This window comes from Hahella sp. CR1 (assembly GCF_029813005.1).
Classification (GTDB): Bacteria; Pseudomonadota; Gammaproteobacteria; order Pseudomonadales; family Oleiphilaceae; genus Hahella.
In genome coordinates this window covers 298,756-325,316 of sequence record NZ_JAPELK010000001.1, presented here as the reverse complement: position 1 = coordinate 325,316, position 26,561 = coordinate 298,756, and the positions used below count along the sequence as shown (strand labels likewise).

The 26,561-nt window shown below is 54.8% G+C and carries 21 protein-coding genes and 1 riboswitch; of the genes, 14 read left to right on the top strand and 7 right to left on the bottom strand.

The annotated features are described in order from the left end of the window. Window positions 1-193 precede the first annotated feature (193 nt). Window positions 194-3,424, top strand: a complete 3,231-nt coding sequence (locus ONV78_RS01460; RefSeq protein WP_279500488.1) for a DUF2339 domain-containing protein — start codon at window positions 194-196, stop codon at window positions 3,422-3,424. A 3-nt stretch (window positions 3,425-3,427) separates the two neighbouring features. Here ONV78_RS01460 and ONV78_RS01455 read toward each other — a convergent pair whose 3' ends face one another. After that, complete coding sequence (locus ONV78_RS01455) at window positions 3,428-4,288, bottom strand: dienelactone hydrolase family protein (RefSeq protein ID WP_279500487.1); 861 nt, start codon at window positions 4,286-4,288, stop codon at window positions 3,428-3,430. 182 nt (window positions 4,289-4,470) lie between these two features. On the opposite strand from ONV78_RS01455, the gene ONV78_RS01450 reads away from it, so the two are divergent. From ONV78_RS01450 to ONV78_RS01435, 4 genes are all read left to right on the top strand, one after another. Beyond that, window positions 4,471-6,387: a PhoX family phosphatase gene (locus ONV78_RS01450; RefSeq protein WP_279500485.1), complete on the top strand. Its 1,917-nt coding sequence runs from the start codon at window positions 4,471-4,473 to the stop codon at window positions 6,385-6,387. Window positions 6,388-6,563: 176 nt separating this feature from the next. After that, window positions 6,564-7,523, top strand: a complete 960-nt coding sequence (locus ONV78_RS01445; protein WP_279500483.1) for a fatty acid desaturase family protein — start codon at window positions 6,564-6,566, stop codon at window positions 7,521-7,523. A gap of 273 nt (window positions 7,524-7,796) precedes the next feature. Then, window positions 7,797-9,416: an endonuclease gene (locus ONV78_RS01440; RefSeq protein WP_279500481.1), complete on the top strand. Its 1,620-nt coding sequence runs from the start codon at window positions 7,797-7,799 to the stop codon at window positions 9,414-9,416. Between the two features lie 168 nt (window positions 9,417-9,584). Then, window positions 9,585-10,277 carry a DUF2461 domain-containing protein gene (locus ONV78_RS01435; protein WP_216735335.1) on the top strand — a complete coding sequence of 231 codons (693 nt, stop codon included), beginning with the start codon at window positions 9,585-9,587 and terminating at the stop codon, window positions 10,275-10,277. Window positions 10,278-10,297: 20 nt separating this feature from the next. Here ONV78_RS01435 and ONV78_RS01430 read toward each other — a convergent pair whose 3' ends face one another. Then, a complete protein-coding gene (locus ONV78_RS01430) occupies window positions 10,298-11,089 on the bottom strand; it encodes an SDR family oxidoreductase (RefSeq protein WP_279500479.1) in 792 nt (263 codons plus the stop codon). A gap of 38 nt (window positions 11,090-11,127) precedes the next feature. Then, window positions 11,128-11,751, bottom strand: a complete 624-nt coding sequence (locus ONV78_RS01425) for a LysE family translocator (protein ID WP_216735337.1) — start codon at window positions 11,749-11,751, stop codon at window positions 11,128-11,130. A gap of 136 nt (window positions 11,752-11,887) precedes the next feature. Between ONV78_RS01425 and ONV78_RS01420 the strand changes: the two genes are divergently transcribed. Then, the gene (locus tag ONV78_RS01420; protein ID WP_216735338.1) at window positions 11,888-12,628 is read left to right on the top strand and encodes a hypothetical protein; all 741 of its coding nucleotides are present in this window, start codon (window positions 11,888-11,890) and stop codon (window positions 12,626-12,628) included. Here ONV78_RS01420 and ONV78_RS01415 read toward each other — a convergent pair. Together ONV78_RS01415 and ONV78_RS01410 are read right to left on the bottom strand one after the other, a co-directional pair. After that, window positions 12,625-13,185, bottom strand: a complete 561-nt coding sequence (locus ONV78_RS01415; RefSeq protein WP_279500476.1) for an RNA 2'-phosphotransferase — start codon at window positions 13,183-13,185, stop codon at window positions 12,625-12,627. The two genes, ONV78_RS01420 and ONV78_RS01415, sit on opposite strands and share 4 nt — an antisense overlap. A 19-nt stretch (window positions 13,186-13,204) precedes the next feature. Next, on the bottom strand, window positions 13,205-13,933 hold the full coding sequence (locus tag ONV78_RS01410; RefSeq protein ID WP_279500474.1) for a pyridoxine 5'-phosphate synthase: 729 nt from the start codon (window positions 13,931-13,933) through the stop codon (window positions 13,205-13,207). A 178-nt stretch (window positions 13,934-14,111) separates the two neighbouring features. On the opposite strand from ONV78_RS01410, the gene ONV78_RS01405 reads away from it, so the two are divergent. From ONV78_RS01405 to ONV78_RS01395, 3 genes are all read left to right on the top strand, one after another. Further along, a complete protein-coding gene (locus ONV78_RS01405) occupies window positions 14,112-15,875 on the top strand; it encodes a hypothetical protein (protein ID WP_279500472.1) in 1,764 nt (587 codons plus the stop codon). Between the two features lie 18 nt (window positions 15,876-15,893). Next, on the top strand, window positions 15,894-17,666 hold the full coding sequence (locus ONV78_RS01400) for a hypothetical protein (protein ID WP_279500470.1): 1,773 nt from the start codon (window positions 15,894-15,896) through the stop codon (window positions 17,664-17,666). A 148-nt stretch (window positions 17,667-17,814) separates the two neighbouring features. Continuing rightward, window positions 17,815-19,587 (top strand): DUF4153 domain-containing protein, encoded by a 1,773-nt coding sequence (locus ONV78_RS01395; RefSeq protein ID WP_279500468.1) that lies wholly within the window; start codon window positions 17,815-17,817, stop codon window positions 19,585-19,587. Between the two features lie 70 nt (window positions 19,588-19,657). Here the strand turns inward: ONV78_RS01395 and ONV78_RS01390 are convergent, their stop codons facing one another. Beyond that, window positions 19,658-20,098, bottom strand: a complete 441-nt coding sequence (locus tag ONV78_RS01390) for a hypothetical protein (protein ID WP_279500465.1) — start codon at window positions 20,096-20,098, stop codon at window positions 19,658-19,660. Window positions 20,099-20,100: 2 nt separating this feature from the next. Continuing rightward, window positions 20,101-20,529, bottom strand: coding sequence for a hypothetical protein (locus tag ONV78_RS01385; RefSeq protein ID WP_279500463.1), 429 nt, complete (start codon window positions 20,527-20,529; stop codon window positions 20,101-20,103). Between the two features lie 319 nt (window positions 20,530-20,848). Here ONV78_RS01385 and ONV78_RS01380 point away from each other — a divergent pair, with 319 nt between their 5' ends. The 5 genes from ONV78_RS01380 (at window position 20,849) to thiS (ending at window position 26,534) form a co-directional block, all read left to right on the top strand. Next, window positions 20,849-21,214, top strand: coding sequence for a hypothetical protein (locus tag ONV78_RS01380; protein WP_279500462.1), 366 nt, complete (start codon window positions 20,849-20,851; stop codon window positions 21,212-21,214). Window positions 21,215-21,226: 12 nt separating this feature from the next. Next, complete coding sequence (locus tag ONV78_RS01375; protein ID WP_279500460.1) at window positions 21,227-23,053, top strand: DUF4105 domain-containing protein; 1,827 nt, start codon at window positions 21,227-21,229, stop codon at window positions 23,051-23,053. An 82-nt stretch (window positions 23,054-23,135) separates the two neighbouring features. Continuing rightward, a riboswitch (TPP riboswitch) is annotated at window positions 23,136-23,240 on the top strand. Window positions 23,241-23,349: 109 nt separating this feature from the next. Beyond that, window positions 23,350-25,281, top strand: a complete 1,932-nt coding sequence (gene thiC, locus ONV78_RS01370) for a phosphomethylpyrimidine synthase ThiC (RefSeq protein ID WP_279500458.1) — start codon at window positions 23,350-23,352, stop codon at window positions 25,279-25,281. Then, window positions 25,271-26,335: a glycine oxidase ThiO gene (gene thiO, locus ONV78_RS01365; protein ID WP_279500456.1), complete on the top strand. Its 1,065-nt coding sequence runs from the start codon at window positions 25,271-25,273 to the stop codon at window positions 26,333-26,335. Before thiC ends, thiO begins: the two co-directional genes overlap by 11 nt. Next, entirely contained in the window at window positions 26,325-26,534 is a 210-nt protein-coding gene (gene thiS, locus ONV78_RS01360; RefSeq protein WP_216735350.1) for a sulfur carrier protein ThiS, read from the top strand. Before thiO ends, thiS begins: the two co-directional genes overlap by 11 nt. The last annotated feature ends 27 nt before the right edge of the window (window positions 26,535-26,561 follow it).

Here is a 26,561-nt window from a genome sequence, read left to right as displayed (position 1 = left end):
GTTTCAGCTTCCGCTTTTTTCAACGCTCCTACATGTTGAGAGATGGCTGAAATCAGCTCTACCGTTAATAATTGATGTAAAAGAAAAAAACGTTGCTTTGCGCTAATTGCCGGCGTAGAGGCGGCGCGCGGACGGTGAGTTCAAATAGGCGATTCAGCTTTGCTCGTAAAACTATTCAAGGTGCGTGGTCAGCATGGACATTCTTATTCTTCTGATAGTCGGCGCGGTGGTCGGCGGAGCCGCTTTGCAATCCTTCGGCGGCGCGTTGATGGGCGCTGCGTTGGGGGCTTTGGCGGCCAGCTTTCATCGCCTGCAGATGAAAGTGCAAAAGTTGGAGAAAAAAGTCAGCGCATTTGAAAAGGCGCGCTCAGAGCCTATCGCCGCACCGCCGCCAACGGTGGATGTCCCTCTTGCCTCAAACATGGAAACAGCGGTCTCATCGCAGCCTGTGGCGACGGCCTCGACCACTGTGACGCATAACGTGAAGACGTTGGATGAGGTCAAAGAAAAAGAGGAAGATGTTTCCCTTGATATCAGCGACCTGCAACTGGATTTAGAACCGTCTCCAGCCCCGGCAGTCGCGATGGAGCAGGCGTCCGTTACCCCTTCACCAGTGACTGAGACTGAATCGCCGCTGGAAGAACCTGTCGTTGCGTCAGAGCCGCCCGTTGCGGTTGCTCAACCTGAACGTTTACGCCCCACACCTTCTGAGCCGGCGCCTCCCAATGTGGCCGATAAGCTGGTCGCCTGGGTGACTAACTATTTCACCGGCGGCAATATTGTCGTGCGGGTGGGCGTCATTATTCTGTTTTTCGGCGTGGCCTTTCTATTGAAGTATGCGTCGCAAAAAGTGGTTATTCCTCTGGAGCTGCGTTATCTGGGCGTGGCGGCGGGAGCCGCCGCCATGTTCGCCATCGGCTGGCGCTTGCGTCGCAAAAACCAGGGCTATGGCCTCATTATGCAAGGCGGCGCGATTGGCCTTTTGTACATCACTATCTTCGCCGCTTTCCGCCTGCATGGCTTGCTGTCTTCGCTGACCAGTTTTTCTTTGATGGTGGCGGTGGTTTGTTGCGGCGTATTGATCGCCGTCTTGCAAAACGCGCCGGCGCTGGCGGCGGTCAGCGTCATTGGCGGTTTCGCGGCGCCTATTCTTGCTTCCACCGGGCAGGGCTCGCATGTGGAGCTGTTTACTTACTATTTGCTTCTCAATCTGGGCGTTACCGCCATCGCCTGGTTTAAGTCCTGGCGCACGTTGAACTGGCTGGGGTTTGTTTTCACCTTCGGCATTGGCATGGTGTGGGGGGCGCAGTATTACACCCCTATGTTCTTCCATTCCACCGAGCCTTTCCTGATCGCTTTTGCGGTGATGTATAGCTTGATCGCCCTGCTGTTCGCCTCGCGTCAGCCCCCCAATTTGAAGGGGCTGGTGGATGGAACCCTGGTGTTCGGTACGCCTACGGTATTTATCGCCCTGCAATCGTTGATGGTTAAAGACACGCAATACGCCATGGCCTGGAGCAGCGCAGGCGTGGGTATTTTTTATCTGGCCTTGAGTTTGCTGGTGCGCGCGCGGCCTCAGATGCGCTTGTTGTATGAATGCTACCTGGCGCTGACGATTGCGTTTCTCACTCTGGCGATTCCACTCGCCTTTGACGGGCGCGTTACGTCTGCGCTGTGGGCGGTGGAAGGCGTGGCCCTGTTTTGGGTGGGCGCGCGCCAACAGCGGCTGTTGCCGCGCTTTTCCGGACTGGGATTGATGCTGTTTGGCGGCGCGATGTATCTCACTGAGCCGCCATCCCAGGAACCACAGTGGTTTGCGTTGAACGCTGACTTTATTGGTACTCTGCTGGTGACAATCGCAGGCGGTCTCGCCGCCCGCATCGCGACGCGTTATCAGGATCGTCTGTTGCGTCAGGAAGTGCAGTGGGCGCCGATTATTCTGTCTCTGTGGGCTTATGCATGGTGGATGGCGGGCGGTTTATTTGAGATTCATCGCCACATCGCCGATACGCACCTGCCGATAGCTGGCAGTCTGTTCACGGTGTTGACGGCGATGGCCTGTCAGTTTTTTGCGGGAAGATGGCGTTCGCCGCATTTGCCCTGGTTGGCGATGGCGAGTTTTGTCATTGGCGTGGTTTATCTCTTTACTCACTATCAAGTAGACGCACGCGCTATCGCGTGGCTGAACGCGGATTTCCTGGCGCCCATGGCGTTGGTGGCGTATGCGTTATGGGCGGGGATATTCGCCTGGCGCGGCGAGCAGAGCCGGTATTTTGCGCCGGCGGAAATGGTCAATGCGCTGGTGTTGGGCGTGGCGGTGGCGTTAGGGTCGCTGGCGGGCGGAACCGAGGCCATTGAGCAATATCCGTCAGCGCTGGAGCCTGCGGCGTTTCTGCTGTTCTATACGCTTTTCATCGGCGTTTTTGCGCTTTCTTTCATGCGTTTTAAATGGGCGATGGCGGCGTATCCGGCGTTACTGCTGGCGCCGGCGATACTGTATGTTTTGTTCGTCTACGTGGTGGAATACCAGGCGCTGTACGCCAATGTCGGTTGGCTGGCGTTCCCAGTGGCCTGGGCGGCGCATTTCGGATATCTGCGTTTGATGCAGGACCGTGTCCATGCGCCAATTGGCCTCTTTCACTGCGTGATGCTATTCGCTCTGGTGTTTGCGGTCACCTGGCAGATTCATTTTGAAATCACTGGCGCATTTGACCCTGAAACCATGGCCGGGCAGGCGGTGTGGGGATTGATTCCGGCCCTTGCGCTGTTGCTTTTGCGGCGCGCATTGACCGCTATCTGGCCCTTCGCGCGCTATCCGCGTGAGCTGTTGCAATGGCTGCCACGCGCCTTGCTGGCGAGTGTTGGTTTGTGGCTGCTGTGGAGCAATATGGTTGCGCCGGCGAACAAGGGCCTGGCGTTGTTGAATCCGCTTGATCTGGTCAACCTGCTGGCGTTGTGGGTGCTCTGGTCGGAAGTGCGCCGCCATGGCGCGCTGAATGCGTTGCAACAGAGAGTGGCTGCTTATGGTGTGGTGGCGGCGTTTTGCTTCCTGTGGCTCAATGCGGGCCTGTTCCGCGCTTTCCATTTCAGTCTGGCGATACCTTACCGCTTCGATGATATGGTGTCGTCCATTGTGGTGCAGAGCGGCATGAGTCTGCTGTGGAGCATTGCGGGCATGCTGTGCATGCTGGTCGGCGCGCGCAGGGCGCATCGCTCGGTGTGGATGGTCGGCGGCGGCTTGATGGTGGCGGTAGTCGCCAAACTGTTCCTGTTTGATCTTTCCGGCACGGGCACCGTGGCCCGTATCGTCGCCTTTATCAGCGTTGGCGTAGTGTTGTTGCTGGTGGGCTATTTCGCTCCGGTTCCGCCTCGGGAAAGCGCTGAGAAAGCGCCTGCGTCGGAAGCGGAAAGTGGCGCGGAATAAGCGTCAGGCCAATGCCTGTTTAAGGAAGGCGATGGTGCGCTCCCAGGCTAACTGAGCGGCTTTCGCGTCATAGCGGGCGGCGTTGGCGTCATTATGAAAGGCATGATTGACGCCTTCGTACATGTGCAGCTCATAGCGCGCGCCAGCGGCGTCCAGGGCTTCACGATAGTCGGGAATGCCCTGGTTTATGCGGTCGTCCAGACCCGCATAATGCAGTTGCAGCGGGATTTTGATCCTGGCGGCGTCAGCGGCGCTCACCTGCCTGCCGTAAAAGGCGACGGCGGCGCCGAGATCCTGAGAGTGAGCCGCCAACTGGTTGGCCAAAGCGCCGCCCCAGCAGAAACCGATGCAGCCGACCTTACCGTTACAATCCTTGTGCTTTTTGACATAAGCCACTGCAGCTTCGAAATCCATGCGGGTTTTTTCTCCATCCAGCTGCGCGATCATACCTCGGGCCTTGTCCTGATCGTCCGGCGTGCCGCCCAGCGGGGTTAAGGCGTCTGGAGCCAGGGCGACGAAACCCGCCAGCGCCGCGCGTCTGGCCACATCTTCGATATGCGGATGCAGGCCCTTATTCTCATGGATGATGACTACGCCGGGCAGCGGTCCGGATGAGGTTTTGGGCTTGGCGAGATAAGCGCGGATTGCGCTGGCGCCGCCTGGGTATTCGACATATTCGCTGCTGATGCGCGCGTCGTCTTTGGCGATGGTTTCCGCTCGCGCGTAGTTGTTTTCCAGCAGGGGAAGAAGCGCCATGGCCGCAGTGGTCCCGCCAGCCAGTCTGGTCAGACGGTCAATGAAGGTTCTGCGGCTCATGGTGGAGTGCGTGTATTTGTCGTAAAGCTGGATGAACTTTTGTTCCATGGAAAGCTCCTTTTCTTGTTGATCAGCTGTTGATCCGCGACTTGTCGCCGCGCAGGCGCATGCTTGTTTTTGGGTACTGCTTTCCTAACGAAAATCTTTAGCCGGAACAGGCGTGGTTCACGAAACTGTCATTTACTTGCAGTAAAAGTGCTGTCGGATCAACGCTGTTAAGGTATAAAAAAATGACTGTACAACATCCTCAATATGGTTGGGAAATAAAAGACTCTGATGACATTCCCTCCAGTCCTGAGCAGGGTCGGAGCTTCTTTGACATCCTGCAGGCTCGGACTTCCCGTCGTAGCGTACTGCGCGGTTTCGCTGCAGGCGCGGCGGCTTCAGGCGTTTCTCTGACTGGTTGCAGCGCAATCATGGCCGGCTCGGACAAGGGTGAGCTGACTTTCACGGAGCTGCCTCACGGACAGGACGAAACATTCCACGTGGCGCCCGGTTATGAACACGATGTCCTGATCAGCTGGGGCGATAAAGTGTTAGCGGATGCGCCAGCGTTTGATCCCCGTAACCAGAGCGCGCAAGCGCAATCCAAGCAGTTTGGTTACAACAACGACTTCGTTGGTTTCCTGCCATTGCCGTTGGGTTCCGACAATTCGGATCACGGCCTGCTGGCTGTGAACCACGAATACACTATCTCTGAGCTGATGTTCCCCGGCTCGCCGAAGACGGATCAGATGAGCAAGGCGCAGGCGGATATCGATATGATGGCGCATGGCCTCAGCATCATCGAAATCAAGAAAACCGACGGCAAGTGGGCGGTGGTTCAAGGCTCAAAATACAACCGTCGCATTACTCCGGTAACGGAAATGCGTATGACAGGTCCCGCCGCCGGCAGCGACCGTTTGCGCACCGCGATTTCCCAGGATGGCGTGAGAACCCTGGGCACCTATGGCAACTGCGCTGGGGGCGTGACGCCATGGGGCACGGTATTGACCGCCGAAGAAAACGTGCAGAACTATTTCAAAGGCGATCCGACCAAAACCAAAGAAGCGGAAAACTACAAGCGATTCGGCCTGTCCGGCGAACATGAATACGCCTGGGCTAACTTTTATGATCGCTGGAATCTGGCCAAAAGCCCCAACGAGCCGCTGCATGTGGGCTGGGTGGTGGAGATCGATCCGTTCGATCCTGACTCCAAGCCGCAAAAGCGCACCGCTTTGGGCCGTTGCAAACATGAAGGCTGCAATGTCTTTGTGAACAAGGACAATCGAGTGGTGGCCTACACCGGCGACGATCAACGCTTCGAGTATGTCTACAAGTTTGTGAGCAAGAACAAATACGACCCCAGCAATCGCGCCGCCAATATGCGCCTGCTGGAGGAAGGAACCCTTTACGTGGCGGAGTTCACCGACGGCGGTCTGGTGACCTGGCGTCCGCTGGTGTTCGGCCAGGGCCCGCTGACGGCGGCCAACGGTTTCCGTAATCAGGGCGACGTGTTGATCGATATGCGTAAGGGGGCGGATTTACTCGGCGCGACGCGCATGGACCGCCCCGAAGATGTGGAAGTGAATCCGCAGACGGGCTCGGTGTTCGTCATGCTGACCAACAATAGCAAGCGTAAGGAAGGCGACACCAACGCCGCTAATCCGCGCGCCAAGAACCAGTCCGGCCATATCATCGAAATGACGCCGCCGGACGGCGACCATACTGCTGATCGCTTTATGTGGGATATGTTCATTGTCGCTGGCAATCCGCAGACGGAAGGCGCTAAATATCACCCGGATATTTCCGCCAACGGCTGGTTCGCCGACCCGGACAACTGCGCTTTCGACAATCACGGCAACCTTTGGATCGCCACTGACGGCGCCTACAAAGACGGCGTCGCTGACGGCGTATGGGCCTGTGCGGTGTCCGGCGAAGCGCGCGCGCTGACCAAGCATTTCCTGCGTACGCCCTTACAGGCGGAGCTGTGCGGGCCGTTCTTCACCCCGGACAATCAGTCTTTCTTCTGTTCGGTGCAACACCCCGGGGAAGAAGGTACTTACGATCAGCCCACCACCCGTTGGCCTGACTTCCGCAACGATCTTCCGCCGCGTCCTTCCGTGGTGGCGATCAATAAGTCCGGCGGCGGCCGCATCGGTAGCTGACGCATCGATCGCATCATCTGAAAGTAACGAAAAAACCGGCGCTGGAAACAGCGCCGGTTTTTTTTATGGATGAGTATTTATTGAGCGTTTTCGCCAATGGTTTGGAAGATTACGCCATTCTCCGACGCCGGTAATCTTAATAGTATGAATCTGCGTTCACACTTTAGATGACGGCTATGAAACTCGACAGCTATCTCACCAAACAAGAACAACAAGAATTAAGACAGGGCTCCAATTTTCGGGGCATGATGGGCTTCGTGACTACTTGGGGGCTGATCGTCGGTGTGAGCGCGCTTTTTGCCCTCTATCCTAATGTTTTCACTCTGATTCTGGCGCTTGTCGTGCTCGCCAACCGGCAATTGGCGCTGGGCATTCTGCTGCATGATTGTTCGCACCGATCCTGGTTTCGCAGTCAGTGGCTGAATGATCAGTTGGGGCATTGGCTGGCTGGCGCGCCGGTGCTGGCGCCGTTGCCTTTCTATCGTAAATATCACTTTATCCATCACGTTAAGACCGGAACGGATGATGATCCGGACGTAGGCAATATCCGCAGCTATCCGGTCACAAAAACCAGTATGCGACGTAAGATTTTTCGTGACTTCACTGGGCAATCCGGGCTGAAGAATGCATTGGCGCTGTTGCTGTATGTGAATACCGGCAGACCCGGCAACGCGGTATCTATGGGTGTGCAGACACGTCAGGCGGATAAGGCGGAGGTGCGTCGCACCACGCTGCGTAATTTCAGTCATCTGCTATTGGTTCACGGCGGCTTTTTGGGGCTTTGCCTGGCGTTGGGCCACTGGGAGGTCTATCTGCTGTGGTGGGTCGCCTATATCTTTACGTACCCCTTTATCATTCGCGTGCGTCAGGTCGCCGAGCATGGGGCCATGCCAGCGTTGTCCTCCGATGACGTGCGCGACACCACGCGCACCACGCTGGCGCGTTGGTGGGAGCGCCTCTTGTTTGCGCCGCATTATGTGAATTACCACTGCGAGCATCACGCGTTGCCCACTGTCCCTGGTTATAACCTGCCTCGCATGCATCAGATGCTGCGTGAGCGCGGCTTCTATCAGGATAAGCCCGAAGCATTGGTCGTCGGTTATCCTGAGATCATCCGTAAAGCGGCTTCCGCCTAACTCTCTATTTCCTTCATATCTGTCTTTTCTCTTTTTGTTTTTCCTGACTTTGCGCACCCCCTGCGCGCTTTTTGCGTGCGCGTAAGCCGTCCGTAACTCTCTGTCTTAGCAGTCTTAGTCCATATAACGTCTACCATTTCACCTGTACGGCCTATTCTTTGCTGCCCAGAAACCGGCTATCAATATCGTCACAAAAATAACCATAAGCTGTCATAGCGGCCACGTAGGGTATTCCAGTTGTACGCCCGGCATTACTAACCTGGAGCCAGTTAAATGAATAAGAACGTATGGATGATCCTGCTGGGGGCGATGGGGCAAATGATTTGCCCGTCTTCTCATGGGGAATTGTTGATCAGTGAAGTGTTGTACGACGCGCCTGATAATGATGCGTCGCAAGAGTGGGTGGAGATATTCAATCCGTCCTGCCAGAACGTCAATCTGGCGGACTACAGTTTGCAGGACAACGGCGGCGCTTATCCGTTGAGTGGCGTGATTGGCGCAGGAGCCTACGTCAGCGTGGCGAAGAACTCTACTGGATTCCAGGGCCTGTTCGGGATGAATCCGACGCTTTCCGGGATGTCTCTGAGCCTGGGCAATTCCGGGGACTTCGTCAAACTGATGAAAGGCTCCCAGGAAGTGGACATGGTGGCCTGGGAAGGGGCGGTGTCCCAGTGGTATTTGAATGCTCAGAATGTGTCTCTGATGCGTTTCGCCAGCGATGACACGGACACCCAGCAGGACTGGGTCGCCGCCGCCACAGCGGGCGCCCCGGGCGTGGGCGATCTTGACGCCGGATGCGATGGGTCTGATCAAGGCCCTGGCGATGACTCTTCCTCGACGGCAACGCTCGTCAATGGCGTGGCCAAAACAGGACTGGCGGGCGCGGCGGGCTCGAAGACGTTCTATGTCGGCAGCGTTCCCGCTGGCGCCGTCAGCCTCAAATTCGAGCAGTTCGGCGGTAAAGGCGATGCGGATTTGTTCGTGCGTTTCGGCGTGGCGCCGACCTCCTCCGTTTATGACTGTCGCCCCTATGTGGGCGGCAACAACGAAACCTGTGAATTCAAAGGCCCCGCCGCGGGGGATTATCACGTGATGGTGAGCGGCTACAGTGATTACAGCGGGCTCAGCCTGCGTATGAGCTATAGCGCCGACAGTGGTGGCGATGATGGATATGATGACGTCGACGGTTATTACTCTTCCGCGATGGGTAAAACTGGAGCGGCGCTGAAATCCGCGCTTAATGGGATTTTGCGTAACCATACAGCGATGAGTTACTCCCAGGTTTGGGACGCTCTTAAGTACACCGATGAAGACCCTGACGACAGCAGCCATGTCATGCTGCTCTATTCTGGTCGCTCCATCGACAAGGACGACAATGCCGGCCAGTCCAATTCCGGCGACGCCTGGAACCGGGAGCACGTATGGCCGAAGAGTCATGGTTTCAGCAGCAGTAGCCAATACGCGCATACGGACATCCATCACCTGCGGCCGGCGGATGTTTCCATAAACAGCGCACGCGGCAACAAAGATTTTGACCTGGGAGGCAGCGCGATTGGCGAAGCTCCAGAGAACAAGACCGACGCAGACAGCTTTGAGCCCAGAAATGCGGTGAAAGGCGATGTGGCGCGCATGATTTTCTACATGGACGTGCGTTATGAAGGCGGCGATGACAGCGGTACGCCGAATCTGCAGCTCGTCAATTATTCTGGTACGGGGACCAACGATCCCAAACTGGGCAAGCTATGCCAGCTATTGCAATGGCACAACCAGGACCCGGTGGACGCCTGGGAGAAACGCCGCAACCAGCGTATTTATGAACGCCAGGGCAACCGCAATCCGTTCATTGATAACCCGGGATGGGCGCAGGAAATCTACGCGGCTTCTTGCCAGTAACGCTTATCAAAAGTGTAAAGGCGCGCCGCGGTCGTGGGGATCGCGGCGATTTATCCACTCGCTATATTCGCCATAGTCGAAGCGGGAACTTTCCTGCTATAAACGTGGGTTTATGCTTTTGTACTTCGAATTCAGGCGAGCACTCGCAAAGAAGGAGGCGGCGTTACCATGGCGGAATTTTCTGGATTTTCACCGGATTTTTTTAAGTTTTTTCAGCAGTTGCAGGCAAATAACAACAAGGAATGGTTTGAAGAGAACAAAGCGCGCTTCAAACAGGAGGTGCAGCAACCGCTAGTGCGCTTTATTGAGGCCATGGCGCCGGAGTTGATGAAAGTCTCTCCCTATTTTGTAGCGGACCCGCGATTGAACGGCGGCTCGATCTTTCGTATCTACCGGGACACCCGTTTCTCCAAAGACAAGACGCCCTACAAAACCCACGCCGCCGCGCAATTCCGGCATCAACAATACAAGAACGTGCATACCCCCGGCTTTTATGTGCATCTGGCGACAGACGAAATTTTCTTCGGTGGCGGTATCTGGATGCCGGAGTCGCAAGAGCTGTTGAAGATTCGCGAGCGTATTCGCGATAAGCCGAGCGCCTGGGAAAAGGTGTTGGCGGATAAGAAACTGAAGAAAGTGCATGGCGGCGTAACCGGAGATGGGCTCACGCGGCCGCCGAAAGGCTTTGACGCCGACGCTCCCCATATTGAGGACATCAAGCGCAAGAGCTTTTTCGCCATGACGCAATGCCCTGTGGATGCGGCCATGGAGAAAGACTTCCATAAACAGGTCGCCGCCGGTTTTGCGGCGGCGGGACCTTTGGTGGAGTTTTTGTGCGGCGCGATGAACGTGCAGTTCTAGCCGCCGCTTCATGAGAGAGGCTAGAACAGCGTCTTCATGGTTCCACCGTCCACGACCAATGACGCCCCGGTGATGTAGCTGGCGGCGTCGGACAGCAGAAATACCGCTGCATTGGCGAACTCCTCCGGGCTGCCGTAACGGCCCAGGGGGATGCTGGAGGCGGAAGCGTCGCGCTGTTGTTCCACCGATACGCCTTTTTTCGCTGCGGCGGTGGCGTCCAGGGATTGCACCCGAGGCGTATCGATGCGACCGGGAATCAGATTATTGACGCGAATGCCTTCGCTCGCGAGGCTACGGGATAAACTCTTCATCAGGCTGGTCACCCCGGAGCGCATGACGTTGGACAACAACAGCATGTCGATGGGTTCTTTCACCGAAGATGAGGTGATGCTGAGAATGCTGCCTTTGCCCTGTCCGCGCATGGCGGGCAGAACCGCGCGCACCATGCGCACGCTGCTCATCAGGGTCAGTTCAAAAGCGTCGCTCCAGGCGGCGTCGTCAAAATCGTCGAATTGCCCCGCCGGTGGGCCGCCAGCGTTTACCACCAACCCCTGTGGGGCTCCCAGTTCATCGGCGGTGCGTTGCGCCCAGGCGCTGATGGCGGAGGCATCTTTGGCGTCCACGGACATCGCCAGCACCTTGGCGCCGGTGGCGGCGCGGATTTTTTCCGCCGCCGCGTCTATGCCTTCCTGCGATCGGCTCATAATGGATAAGCGGGCGCCCTGACGCGCGCACTCCATGGCGATCGCGAAGCCCAGGCCGGAGCTGGCGGCGGCCACCATGACGGTCTTATCCTGCAAACCAAATTCCATCGTCGGTTACCTCTTTTATTGATAAGGATTGGCTGGCTTTAGCGGCTGGAGCCAGCCATCACCAGGCCGAAACTGATGAATACGCCACCGGTGATTTTGTTGAAGCGATTCATGATTTTTTCTTTGCGCAAATAGGCGCGGAGCCGGGTGGATAAGGCGGCGTAAAAAGACAGGAAACCAAATGAACACACGGCGAAAGTCAGCGCCAGGGGCGGGAACTGTTGAATAAAGGGCTTGGATACGTCGATGAACTGGGGAAACAGCGCGGTGAAAAATGCGATGGCTTTGGGATTGCTGATGCCTGTCAAAAAGCCTTCCCGATACAGCTCCCAGCGGCTGTATGTCAGGGTTGAGACTTCGCCGTCCGCGTCGATGGGCAAAGCGCCTGTGCTGCGCCAGGCTTTTACGCCAAGGTAGATCAAATAGAGTCCGCCGAGAACCTTGATGATAGTGAACAAGGTGGCGGAAGCCAGTATCGCGGACCCCAGCCCCAGGGCGGAGACCGCCGCCAGCAACAATACGGCGGTGACGTTGCCAGTGATGCTGACGCTGGCGCCTTTAAGGCCGTATTTGGCGCCGTTTTTCACCGCCAGAAATACCGCCGGCCCAGGGCTGGCGATAGCGGTGGCGACAATGGCCAGGAATATCAGGTATTCCGTCATGCTTTATTCTCCTTGTTATCTATAGCGCGCCAGCGTTTATCTGTGGTTGCTTCGTTTTTTCCGTCCTGTTGTCGCGCTCACCCCAGGCAGGGCAACTATACTGAGAGGGTCTGACGGCAATTAAAGGCGGCCGGAAATGGAACCCATCAAAATCGGATATCGGTTCAAGCTCGATAAGTCGCGCAGCGAAAATTTTGAAATCACGCTCGATGAGAACAATGTAGAAGTTCTTGATCGAAATATAAAAGACTTTCCAGAGTGGACTCAACTGGATTGTCATAAATGCCCCCATTGTCCACTCGACTCCATGTACCATCCTCACTGCCCGGCGGCTTTAAGCCTAGTGGAGGTGGTGCAGCGCTGCCAGGATATTATGTCTTACGAGCAGGTGGATCTTGAGGTGGCGATAGGGGACAAGAAAATCAGCCAGCATACCTCGGCGCAGAAAGGCTTGAGCGCTCTGATTGGCCTGCTGATGTCCACCAGCGGCTGTCCGCATCTGGACTTCTTCCGACCTATGGCGCGCCTGCATCTGCCGATGGCGACGGAGCAGGACACCGTGTTTCGCGCCGCCGGCATGTATCTGCTGGCGCAGTATTTCCGGTCTGCGGAAGGTCGGGATGTGGATTTGACTCTGCGCGGACTGAAGACGATTTACCGCAATCTGCACCAATTGAATCTATGCATATCCAAACGCCTGCGCGCTGCGTCGGAAGCGGATTCTTCCGTGAACGCCGTGATTCTGCTGGATCTGTTCAGCACTGTAATTCCCATCATCATCGAAGATAATCTGGAAGACATCCGCGAGTGGTTCGACCCCTATATGTCGGAGCTGTTCGACAGAGTGCTGGAGCAGGCGGGTAAAGAGCCGGATTAGCCTTGCGGTGAAGCGTTGAGCAGGCTCAGAAACTGTGGCGGCACTGCGTCGGTGAGCCAGACTTGGTTGGCGGAGAGGTAGAACCCATGCCCCGCCTGAGACAACGCTCTGGCGTCGATGCGAAAAATCACGGGTTTGCCGTGTCGGCTTCCCACTTTATGTGCTGTCTCCATATCTGCGCTCAAATGCACATGACGACGCTGGCCGGGCTGTAATCCCGTCGCCAGGATAGCGTCCGCGAATCGTGTGGCGGAGCCGTGATACAACACATCCGGCGGCGCCACGGGCGTCAACTGCAAATCCACATCGATGGAATGCCCCTGACTGGCGCGAATGCGTCGTTTGTCCTCGGACAGGGCGAAGCGCTGTTTGTCATTGGTGGCGACGATTTCCAGCACGTCCTGAAAACTGATATTTACGCCCTGACGGGCGGAGCCCGCCAGCAAAACCGCTATATCCGCCCAGCCATTGGCGTCCAGAGGAAGCTGGATCAGTTCCGGCTGATGCCGCAACACCAAGCTGAGGAATTTGCTTTTCGACTTCAACGCTTTATCCATGGACGCCAGACCTGTGGGGTTAGGAAAGAATATCGACGTATTTCTGAATTACCTGATCAAAGCCCATTTCCAGCGCTTCCACCGTTAACGCATGGCCGATGGACACTTCCGCAATCGTGCCTTGCGCCACCAGCGGCGCCAGATTTTCCAGATTAAGGTCATGTCCGGCGTTCACCGTCAGCCCCAGTGACACGGCGTACTGAGCGCAGGCCAGATACTTGGCGGCGACGGCTTCGAATTGTGGCGCGCCATAAGCGTGGGCGTATTCTTCGGTGTATAGCTCGATGCGCTTGGCGCCGGTGGCGTGGGCCAGTTTGATCTGGTCTTCGTCAGGGTCCATGAAGAGGCTGACGCGTACGCCGGCCGCCTGCACTCTGTTGACGATATCCGTGACAAACGCATTGTCCTGGCGCAGATCCCAGCCGTGATCGGAAGTGATTTGATCAGGCTTGTCCGGGACTAAGGTAAATTGGTGCGGCTTGTAGCGCAGCACATACTCAATCAGCTCTTCTTCCGGGTAACCTTCGATGTTCAGTTCGGCTTCTCCGAACTCCTTCACCAGCTCGCTCAGTTCAGAGATATCGCTGTAGCGGGCGTGACGTTGATCCGGTCGTGGATGAATGGTGACCCCACCGGCGCCCGCCTGCAACGCGCGGCGTCCGAACGCCTTCACGCTGGGATAATCGCGCCCTCTGGAATTGCGGATCAGGGCGATCTTGTTGAGGTTTACGCTCAGAACGGTCTTCATATCTGCTGGGTCCTTATAAAACTGTCACGCGACGTTGCTGGATCATAGCACCCCGCCGCGGACAAACCCACTGCGACGCCCTTTACGCCCCGCCACCAAGGGTTTCCCCCAGAAGTTTGTAAGTACTTATTATGCTTCAATAAAGCACCCAATAACCGCTACTGAGGACGCCCATCCCATGAAACCTCGACTCCTCCCGCGATGGATATTACGCATCGCCAGACGCAGCGCCGTAATGCTCGCATTCCTGCTCTCCTTTTCCGCTCTGGCGGCGCCGGATGGATGGAACGTGCTAGTGGAAAACGGCGAAGAGCTGTTCATTCCTGGCGATCTGAAAGCGGACGAAGAATACCGCCTGTTTATTTCAGTGGCGGAAGACGTGCCGCAAAGTAAATATCGGGGTTGGTTCGAACGTGTGCTGAAAGAAGACGGCGGCAAGCTGGGTGAGGTTATCGACACATTGGCGGTCAAAGAAAGCAAAGGCGGCGTACTTAGCTCTACCGTGATGATGCAGACTGAGGGTAAGGCGCGATTCGTCCACTATATGGCGTTTTACGGTAAGGGGAAGGCGGTATACATGCGCATTTTCGCTTCAGACGGCGCTAAATTAGTTACCCGCTACAGCGCAGGCATGCAGCAGGTAATGAAGGAAAATCTGCCGCTACGGCTCAAGGGCGTCGCCAGTCAGTCAGGCGCTGCGACTCCGGCTCAGCCTGTGACCACGCAGAAGTCTGCCCAGAGCCTTCCTGCATCAACTAAAAGAACGGATGTAACCCCAAAAACGAATATTCAAAAAGTCGATAACGGCGCGTTGCCTCGCTACTCTTTGCCCAATACCTACGAGGCGCTGGTGTGTGATTACACGACGGGCATCTCCAACTCCAACTACAAAGTGGATAACTTTGTTTATCTGTTATTTAAAGACGGTAGCGCATACAAGCGTTTGAAAGTTCCCCCTGAGGATTTCAATGTCGCCAAAGCGCGCAAAGAAGATCCGAAAAACTGGGGCGTATGGAAGAAGAGCGGCGATGGTTACAAGGTTAAGGTCGGCGGCGACTGGCGCGAGCTTAAGCGCAGCGCCCTTCTGGAGCCGGCGCGAATTGGGGAACGACTGAACCGTTACATCTACATCATGAACGCGCATGGTATGGCGGGTATCTCCCCCACCAGCAGCGTGTACACCAACAGTTGGACCTTTCACGGCTCAGGGCGCTTCACCAAAGGTTCATCCAGCCTGCATGGCTCGGGGGGCGCGGCGTCAGCCTTGACCGGCACCAGCGTATACGCCTCCAGCAAAAGCGACGAGCATGGCGATAGCTCTGTGGCCGGCGGGATCGCGCCGGGGATGGTGACTTCTACAACCAGAGGCAACAAAGACGGCGCTAAAAACCGGGGCGCCTATCAACTGAACGGCTACGCCATGAATCTGAGTTTCGATAACGGAGAAAAACAACGCATGCTGTTTGGATTTTGCCACGGCGACCGTACCGATCCGTTCCTGGGGGGGACGATGTATTGGATGAAGGAGTCTGAAGCCGAGCGTGATTTGCCAGTCGACTGGAAAATGGTGATCACTGAAAATGAGGACCAGTTTTATGTCCCCGGCGATCTCAAGGAAGGAGAAGTTTTCCGTTTGGTGATCTCTCCGAAAGTGGAATTAAACGGGCGCTCGATGGAGGACTGGTTCAAAGAGACCGTGACGGAAAACTTGTCGTACCTCGGTGATCCGCTGCTCGCGTCTAATTGGAAAAGCCAACAGGGACTTCACCAGTACTACAACGCGTTTAAGGAAAATGGCGGAGATCTTTATGTGTTGTATTACGGCATGAAGACTCGCAGTCGATTCGGGCGTTTCGTCCGCCTCGTAGTCTCTGACGCCGCCATGGCGGAACGTTATACCAAGGAGCTGCAGCCGGCTTTCAAAGAGGCTTTCCGCCAATAGTCGTCAGGGGTTAGAAAATTGAAAGCATCGTGCTTGGTCGAAACTGTACGTAGGTTGCTGGTGTTTGTCTTTGCGCTGTCGTTCATGCCTCTCGCATCTATCGGCCATGCCGCTCCAGACGGTTGGTCTGTCCTGGTCGAAGACGGGGAAGAGATATTTATACCCGGTGATTTAGCTGCTGAGGAAGATTACCGGATGTTTGTCGCCTTGGCGGAAACGCTCCCACAAAGCGAATATCCGCAGTGGTTCAAAAAGCGCATCGATCTGGACGCCAGCAAGTGGGGCGAAGTATTGGCGGCGCCGGAACCCAGGCGGAATAATGGCGGCGTATTGACGGCGACCTATGCGCTGCAAAGGCAGGATGGCGTACTCCGTTATGCGCATTACATGGGGTTCTTTGGACAAGGCAAAGCAGTGTATCTGCGCATCTTATCTTCAGACGTGACGACGCTGGTGTCCCGTTACGCCAGTGGTATGCAGCAGGTAATCAAAGAGACGCTGCCGCAGCGCCTGAAGGGCGTTGCGATCTCGCAGGCGGCGTCTAACGCGCCGGTTGAAACAACTACGTCTGGTGTAACCCCTATGGCTCCTCCAGCCAAACCCGCTAACCAAGCCGCCCCACCGGAATTAAAACGCATCAATAACGCCTCCGCGCCAGAGTATTCGCTGCCTGACAAATACGAGGCGTTGGTATGCGACTTCACTGAAAACAGAATCGATGACACCTACGACGACTACGTGATTCTGTTACTCAAAGATGGCACTGCCTATAAAGGGCTGACCGTGCCGCCGGAAGATCTGGACGTCGCCAAGTCTCGCGAGGAATACTCCAATAGCTGGGGGATTTGGAAGGATGATGGCGGAGAGAGCTATAAAGTGAAAATTCCCGCCAGCAAGAAGGAATGGAGTTCATTATTTAAGGGGCGACATTTGGCGCCGGCGCGAATGGGCGAACGTCTGAATCGCTATATTTCGAAAACCACGATGGTGAATATGGGCATGATTGGGGGAGGTAGCTCCTATACCAACAGTTGGACTTTTCTCGGCGCCGGCGGCTTCTCGAAAGGTTACTCCAGTCTGTTCTCAAGCGGGATGATGTCTTCCATGACGACAGGAACCAGTGTTTACGCCGCATCATACAGTGACGACACCGGAGATAGTTCAATTGTCAGTGGCAACTCTCCTGGCGTTGGCGTCACATCTCAGAAAAAACGCAATAATGGTTCCAATAACCGTGGTCGATACAGCTTGAATGGGTACGCCATGGAACTGGCCTACGATAATGGCGAAACGAACAGAAGCCTTTTCGGCTTCTGTTATGACGACCGCACGCAGCCTTTCTTGGGGGGAACGCTGTTTCCGATGCGAAAATCAGGCCCGGCGGAGAAGTTACCCTATGAATGGCGTATGCAGATCAGTCTCAACGAAGAGCGTTACTATGTTCCGAAGGAACTAAAAGAGGGTGAAATCTTCAGAGTGGTCTTCTCGCCCATGGTGGAGCTAGAAGGCGCCGCGATAGAAGATTGGTTCAAAGAGGCGGTCAGTCAGAATTTCACCTATTTGGGCAAGCCTGTTATGGAAGGAGAGTGGGGTAACGATAGAGACACGGTCTATTCCTACTACAATGCATACAATGACGAGGATGGCGCGCCTTTGGTCGTGTTTTATTACGGTGCGAAAGTGGAAGAAAAGTATGGGCGTTTCATGCGGATTATCACATCAGATTTGAAGCTTAATAAGCGCTTTAAGGAAGAAATGAAGCCCGCTATGCTGCGCGCCTTTATGCCTTAAACTTTAACAGGGCGTCGTATTTCGATTCGTCTCCCCGAGGATGAAGTAGCGGCGCCATAATTCGCCATAATCCCACCTCTCGAAAGTCAGTATTGCTGAGTATGCTGGCGCTTTATCCCGATTCTGATTTTATTTGGCCGTGGACATTATGACCTCTCAAGAAACTCGTTTTCCCTTTTACTCTACTTTGTTCGCTGGTATAGCGACGGGCGTGGCGGCCTGGCTGGGCTCCGAGCATTGGCCGGACGGTCTTATGGCCCAGAAGACCGTGGCTGTCGCGATAAGCTTCGTTTTTGTCTTCGCCGGCGCATTTTTGTTTACCGCCAGAACACGCAGGAGCGCCCCGAATTGGGCGCTGGCGGCGGGCATTGCTGTCGCTATCGGGTTATCCGCAATCTGGTTAATCGCCAACACTTTCAAACCAGAGGGCGGTAGCTACGAGGGCTCCTCAGGTCTGGTGACCTCATGGTGGGTGACAATTGTGCCGCTGCTATTTGCGCTGCTGCCCTTTGTGCAATGTGATTTTCAGAAGAATCAGAGCTTTATGAGCGATATTCTCAGTGTAGAGCTGTATCGCAAGTATTGGGAAAACCTGTTTATTCTGGCCTTTGCGGGGCTATTGGTAGGCATCTACTGGTTGGTTGCAATGCTGGGCGCTTCTTTGTTCGATATCCTGGGAATTAGGGGGCCGGGCCGCTTTGTTGAGTCTCCTCCAGTGGGATGGACCGCCTCGGCGATCATTTTCGCCTTGGGCATCAGTCTGGGGTGTCGCTACCCAAATTTATTGAGCATGCTGAGCGGGCTGATCGCCACCGTATGTCGCGCGATTCTGCCGCCAGTGGCGGCGTTCATGATCGCCTTCGCTGTCACCCTGCCGATTGTGGGCCTGGAGTTGATCTGGAGTACTGGCCGTTCCACACCCATGCTGCTGGCGATGATTCTGGTAGCGGTGGTGTCATTGAATGGGGCGGCGCTCTGCGGCGGTGATCGTAGTCCGTATCCACAATGGCTACGGGCGGGGATTTATGTATTGGCGGGCTTGTTGCCTGTATTCGCGCTGTTGGCCGGGTACTCGCTCTATCAGCGTATCGAACAATATGGTCTGACTCCAGACCGTTACTATTCCGCGTTGTTTGTGGTGTTCGCTTTGGCTCTGACACTAAGTTATAGCGTTATCTTTTTGGCGAAACGCACCTCCTGGCGGGCGATGCTGAATTCGGTGAATACCCCGATCATTCTCTCCGCAGTGTGGGTGGCGCTGCTTACGCTGACGCCCTGGCTGAATCCTCAGGAAGTGAGCGCCAGCAATCAGTTCGCCAGACTGAAAGCCGGTGAAATCTCTGTGGAAGACATCGATCTTGGATTGTTTCGCTATCATCTGGGCCGATCAGGCGAAGAGAAGCTGGCGCAAATCAGGGCGTTGACGGAAAAGGAAGGGGCGTTGTCAGAGGCGGAAGCGACAGTCTTGGCGCAACGGTTGGACGTGCTTGAGAGCGCCCAGTATTACTATGACTGGGAGCAAAAACAGCGCCTGGCGGAACTTTACTCGAAGCAGGCTGGTGTGGAATGGCTTAACGAAGGCGTAGCCGATAAGGCCGCGTTTGAGCGTAGCATAGAGCCGGAGTTGTGCCGGGAACAATTGTGTTTCGCCTTAACTGTGGACCTGGACGACGATGGTGAAGAGGAAGTCTTGATCGCCGATAGTCCCGAGTATATTTACGATCTCAAAGTTTATGATTCGGATGAAGCGGGCGCATGGAATAAAGTGGGTCGGTTGATCATGCCCAGCTCCTCGTATTATTACAACGAAGATTTACTTGGCGTACTCAAGAGAGGCCAGTACCGCCTGGAGTTGCCGCGTTATAAGTCAATTCATTTTGGCGGTACGGTGATGTCCTTTTCGCCAATGCGCTCTGAATAGAATACGGAGCTGCGACTGGCCTCTCCGTTTTAAAAACGAGGGAGGCCGGTAGTCAGGCGTTAAAAACAGGCTAATTCTTCACATTAACGCGGGTTTCCTCAGGGCATTTGGCGGCGGCGCCGAATGCCTGCTCCGGCTCAAGAAACACCACATTCACGTCATCAATCAGCCACTCGGCGCCTTCCTGCACATAAGCCAGATAAAACGTTAACGGCTCTCCGCCGATGCCGTAGCCATTGACCGTCAGGCAGCCGCTATCCTCTCCAACCGCGGCGGAATGGGAGTGCTCCCGCAGCATGTAGGCTTTGAATCCTAACTGTGCGAACGCCGCCTGATCGCCCGCCACCTGGTCCACGACCCGCCGGGAAAAGTACAGCGGATAGTCTGCGCTCAGCGCGTTGGCGTCGACGGCCTCCGCGTACAGGCGATAATTCGGATACAAGGGATCGAGCTCACCAACGGATGCGCATCCTGTTGCCAGCAGACATAGAATCAGTCCCCAGATTTTCATGCTCAGTTCCCCATGATGTTCCGTAGTTGTTCGTCATAGGCGTGATTACGTTGCTGCATGGCTTTGGCGGCGCGGCACAGCAGACCTGAGCAGGAAGTAATTAACGCCTCAAGATCAAAACTGCCGCCTACGGTGATACTGATAAGTCCTATCGAGAACGTGGCGTTGTACTTGATCAAATTACCTTCGCCATTGGCGAACGCAATGCTCACCCATTTCACCTTGGCGCCAATCGCCTTTAACGCCGGCTCGCCGCTGAAGGTCAGCACTCCCGCCGAACCGGACAGCGTCGCCTTGCCATCCTGATCCACCGCTAACTTAAACGGCCCCTGACTACGCACGATCTTCGCTGTCAGTCCCTTGTCCGTCGAATAAGCCGTTTCAATCAACTTGGCGACAGAAATCTTCAACTCAGCCCGCGTCGGATTCATCTCATGTTTCCTCAAAAGCCTGTTAAATTCAATTTTTATTGGCAATAAATATTGTTTTTAAGAAAATAAAGCAGGAGAAAGCACAATAGAATCGGTGTTTTGGTTTAAGGAAAAGCGACTAACCGGAAATGCCGAAAAGCGGGCTTGGTAAGCCTGATTGGTTGATGAAACTCATATTTAAATCAATGGATTAACTAAACACATACAAAGCTAAGGCATAAAGGTGAGAACTTAACCTATTCCCCAAAAAGCAAGTTATGTATACTGCCCGCCCCTTTTAAATGGGGTTAGGAAAAAGAAAAGTTTTAGAGGAATTAAAATGTTAGTTAAGGCAGTAAAGGCAATCGCTCTTACCTCAATGGTTTTCTCAGCAGGTTGCGCATCTATCCTGAACGAAGACACTCAGAAAGTTAATGTATTGTCCACGAGCGGAGAGAAGTTCTCCGGTACTATCGACGGCGTTCCTTTTGAAGGTCCTGGCGTTGTTGAAGTAAAGCGTGCGAACAGAGACAAAGTCATCGTTGTGGACTCATCTGAGTGCGCCAAAGAAACCGTGATGACTAAAAGTGTTGATCCGGTATTTTTCGTGAATGTTCTGTCTGGCGGCGCTTTTGGTTCCACCACTGACTACTCAACTGAGAAAATGTGGAAGTACCAAGATTCGATCACTGTTAGCTGTAAATAATTATTTTTCGCGATGAAAAATACTTTTAAGGGAGGCTTAATCGCTTCCCTTTTTTTAGCATCATCTGTATTCGCCGCGTCTGTTAAAGAGGTGGTTGACCTCGCCTTAGAAAAAGAGCTTTATCAGGACCCTGCCTGGAAGTCGCTGATTCACTTTCAAGATGGCAATACGAAAGTTAATGATAATTCTTTTATACTGTCCGGATCAGACTTTAATCCTAAGAACGAGCTTGTACTTACCATAAACTATTTATTGAATAGCTCGGTAAATAATCAGGCAATATGCCGCTTTCCTGCTCGCTACTATTGGCTTGGCGAGAAACTGTCGATAGATACTGCTAATTTAGAAAATTGTTCTGACCTGAAAGAATATATTAGTCGCGCTCCAATTGATGATATAGATCTGGTCTATTCATCTGAAAATCTGTCGCAGCCATCGAGTATGATGGGACATATATTGCTAAAGATTTCCGGAAAGAATGATGAAGGACGCATAGTCGAGCATGGCGTTTCCTTTTTTACCGAAGTGAAAGGCGTTAACGTTCCTAAAATAATGTTTGATAGCCTGGTGGTGGGTAAACCTGGTTATTTTGCGCTGACGCCATACTCTGACAAGCTGGATCAGTATCTCAGGCGTGAACAGAGAAATGTCTGGGAATATCGCCTGGATTCAACTGAGTTCCAAAGGAAATTAATTCAGTACCACATATGGGAATTAAAGCAGACAAAATTGGATTACTTTTTTCACGACTATAACTGCGCAACGCTAACCAGTTTTATGGTTTCTTTTATTGATCCCAGCGTATTGAACATGGATGGCCTATGGATGACGCCGCTTGATGTAGTGAAGCAGGCGCATCAGGCGGGAATTATTGACCACGTTTCGGTATTACCGTCAAACAGATGGAAAATTCGCATGCTGGAGGAAAGTCTTCCTCGTAGCGTGGCCGATAGCGTCAAGAAGTCAGTTGAGCATAATGAAATTAATGACCTTCCTGATTCGGATAACCCAGAGCAAGATTTTCTTATGCTTCAGCTTGCTGGTTATTACACTGATTACCTGCATGAAACAGACCTAATTGATGCGCGCTCTTGGCGTAATCTATCGGATAAAGTGGAGCAGAGAAAAGCGAGGCAAGAGGAAGTCTACGAAATAGATATTTCGGAATATAAGAACCCTGTAAAAACGCCAAAGGACAGCCAGTTGTATAGCGGTTTAGCGTTAATCGATGATGAGGCATTCATTAGAGTAGGCTTTTTGCCTGCATCTCATGGCATCGAAGACGATAATCGGCAATTTTTCAGTGAAAATGAACTTAAGCTCGGCGATCTTTCTTTCCTGGTCTCACCTGAAGACGGGAAAGTTAAACTGGATAGGTTTCAGTTATACTCAGTCTCATCCTTGATCCCTTGGGATAGCTTCACGGGAGGCCTGTCTGGCCGCCTGGAAGTTGGGCTGGAGCAGCATTATGACGAACATATACGTCGACATAGCGCAGCCAATATCAGCGGAGGTCTCGGAATGACCTTTGCCTTAGACAGAGATATGAGTGTTTACTTTCTTGCGATGGGCGGATACGGGTTTGGAGATGGAACTTCTTATTTATACCTGGATCCAGAAGCAGGAATGATCATCAATGAAGTCTACGACATGAAATCCATCATCTCTTATCAGACAGTATGGAATCAGCTTGACTCAGGCGAGGCCTACCACTCTTTCAATCTGAAGCAGTCAAAGTTCATTGGCGATGACTATGCAATCATTCTTGACTATGAGCGGCGTTGGAACGGTTCTTACACCAGTGATGGCGTAGAAGCCGTATTTAAATATTATTTTTAGTCGATGGAACGACTTCTCTCCCTAACGCGTGTTGAGTCACGCCCACTTGCCATCCACCCGCCACCAAGCCTAAACTAATCGGCACATCTTGTCGGGGTGCCTGGAGTAACAGGCTGAGACCACAACAGTGGGGCCCGTAGAACCTGATCTGGTTAGTACCAGCGTAGGAAACAAGTAGTTCATCAAAAGTTCTTAGCGGCGCTCCATCATTGTGACGCGGGCCCGATTGCAGACCAAGACGTTGATGCCCTCTCTCCTCCCTGGTGCTACCCCATACAACCAAATAGGAGAGTACTGTGGGCGGCACAATCGATATCAATAAAATCAGCAAACTCAGTGAGTCGGCGCAGGTGGATGCGCTGTCCACGCAACCGTTTCCCGCTTCCCAAAAAATCTATGCTGAAGGCAGTCGTCCCGACATCCGGGTGGCGATGCGCGAAATCACGCTGACGCCGACGCCCTTGCAGGATGGCGCTACGGAACAGAACCCACCGCTGCGGGTATATGATACTTCCGGCCCCTACACGGACCCCGCTGTCGAGATCGATGTGCGACGCGGTTTGCCACGCATGCGCGAGGCCTGGATCAATGAGCGCGGCGACACGGAACATCTTCACGGCTCGTCTTCGTTTTACGCCAAAAGCCGGGAGCAAAATCTGTCCCTGGACAATCTGCGTTTCGAGCATCGTCACGCTCCCCGTAAGGCGCGCGCCGGGGGCAACGTCAGCCAGCTGCATTACGCCCGTAAAGGCATTATTACGCCGGAGATGGAATACATCGCCATCCGTGAAAATCTGGCTCTGGAGCAGGCGGAAATCGAGAACGCCATGCGCAGCCAGCATCCCGGCATGAACTTTGGCGCCAACACGCCCCGTTACATCACCCCGGAGTTCGTACGTCAGGAAGTGGCGGCGGGACGGGCGGTGATTCCCTGTAACATCAATCACCCGGAAGCGGAGCCGATGATCATCGGCCGCAATTTTCATGTGAAAGTAAACGCCAATATCGGTAATTCCGCGGTAACGTCTTCCATCGAAGAAGAAGTGGAGAAGCTGGTGTGGGCGACCCGTTGGGGCGCGGATACGGTGATGGATTTATCCACGGGTAAAAATATTCACGAAACCCGCGAGTGGATCATCCGCAACAGCCCGGTTCCTATCGGCACAGTGCCGATTTATCAGGCGCTGGAGAAAGTCGACGGCGTCGCCGAAGACCTCAACTGGGAAGTGTTCCGCGACACCCTGATTGAGCAGGCGGAGCAGGGGGTGGATTACTTCACCATTCACGCCGGCGTGCTGTTGCGTTATGTGCCCATGACCGCCAAGCGTCTGACCGGCATCGTCTCGCGCGGCGGCTCCATCATGGCGAAGTGGTGTCTGGCGCATCACAAGGAAAATTTCCTCTACACCCATTTCGAGGAAATCTGCGAGATCATGAAAGCCTATGACGTCAGCTTTTCGCTGGGAGACGGACTGCGTCCCGGCTGTATCGCCGACGCCAATGACGAGGCGCAATTCAGTGAGCTGCGCACATTGGGCGAACTCACCGAGATCGCCTGGAAGCACGACGTGCAGACCATCATTGAGGGCCCTGGCCATGTGCCCATGCACATGATCAAGGAAAACATGGAAGAGCAGCTCAAGCACTGCAAAGAAGCGCCCTTCTACACGCTGGGGCCGCTGATCACGGATATTTCCCCAGGCTACGACCATTTCAGCTCCGGCATCGGCGCCGCCATGATCGGCTGGTACGGTTGCGCCATGTTGTGTTACGTGACTCCCAAAGAGCATCTGGGGCTGCCCAACAAGGACGACGTCAAACAAGGGCTGATCGCTTACAAGATCGCCGCCCATGCGGCGGACCTGGCGAAAGGCCACCCGGGGTCGCAGCTGCGGGATAACGCCATGTCCAAGGCGCGTTTCGAATTCCGCTGGGAAGATCAGTTCAATATCGCCCTGGACCCGGACACCGCCCGCGCGTATCACGACGAAACCCTGCCCAAAGAAGGTCACAAGCTGGCGCACTTCTGCTCCATGTGCGGACCCAAATTCTGCTCCATGAAAATCACTCAGGATGTACGCGATTATTCCGCCAAACTGGAGGCGGAGAAGGCGCAGGCTGAGGGTGCGCAGGCTGAGGGCGCGTCGCAGCAGGAAGCGGAGCAGGGCATGCAGGAGATGTCGCAGAAGTACAAAGACGCGGGGCGGCGTCTGTATCATGAAATCTAAGCTGCGTATCGGCATCGCTGGCGGCGGTCTGCTCGGGCGCTTGTGCGCCTGGCGGCTGGCGCTGATGAACCATGAGGTCACTCTGTTTGACGCTGGAGACTTCGAGCGGCCTAGCGGCGCCTGCTGGACCGCGGCGGGCATGATTTCTCCTTTGAGCGAGCTGGTGTCCGCAGAGCCAGAGGTGTACCACATGGGCATGCGCAGCCTGGATATCTGGCCCCGATGGATCGCCGAGCTGGAACGTCAGACCGGCATGTCGGCCAGCTATCGTCAGGCGGGCTCGGTGGTGGTGGCGCACCCGCTGGATAAGGCGGAGCTAGCGCAGTTTCAGCGTGACCTCAACGCCAAACTTCCAGCCGACGAAGCCTTGCAATGGCTGGATCGAGAGGGCGTCGCCAGGTTGGAGCCGGGGCTGGCGGATCATTTTGAGCAGGGCCTTTACCTGCCTTCGGAAGCTGACGTCAACAGTCGCCTGTTGCTCAACGCGCTGCTCACTGCGCTGCGACAAGGCGGCGTTCGCCTGGTTTCCGACACGCTGGTGGAGTGCTCCGCCCACCGTATGCATTGGAGCAGCGGCAGCGAGCGTTTTGACTGGGTCATCGACGTACGCGGCCTGGGCGCCAGTCGCAATATGACGGGACTGCGCGGCGTGCGCGGAGAGGTCATGATCATTGAAACTTCCGAAGTCAGCCTGAATCGTCCTGTTCGTCTGATGCATCCCCGCTATAAGTTATATGCGGTTCCACGCTTGAATGGCCAGATCATTATCGGCGCCACGGAAATTGAAAGCGCGGATATGTCGCCGATCAGTTTGCAATCCACGCTGGAGCTGAGCAGCGCTCTGTATGCGTTGAATCCGGCTTTTGCGGAGGCGAGGGTAGTGGAGACCAGCGTCAACTGTCGTCCGGCGTTGCCAGATAACCTGCCCAGGGTGACGCGAGAGCCGGGGCTGATCTGCGCCAATGGTTTGTATCGCCATGGCTATCTGTTGGGGCCGGTGGTGGTCGGGCAGGTGCTGGACCAATTTCACAGCGAGAAACAATATGCCGCCTGAAATCGAAATTACGTTGAATGGCGAACCTACCCAGGTGCGCGACGACGCCCTATCTGAAGTGCTACAGGCATGCGGCTACGCGGGCGTAGGTTTCGCCGTCGCCATCAATGGCGAGTTCGTGCCGCGCTCCGCTTACGCGCAAACCAAAGTGAGCGCAGGAGATCTGGTGGATGTGGTGGCCCCGGTGGCGGGTGGCTGACGCGCCTTGAAACAAGTACAGGTGGCC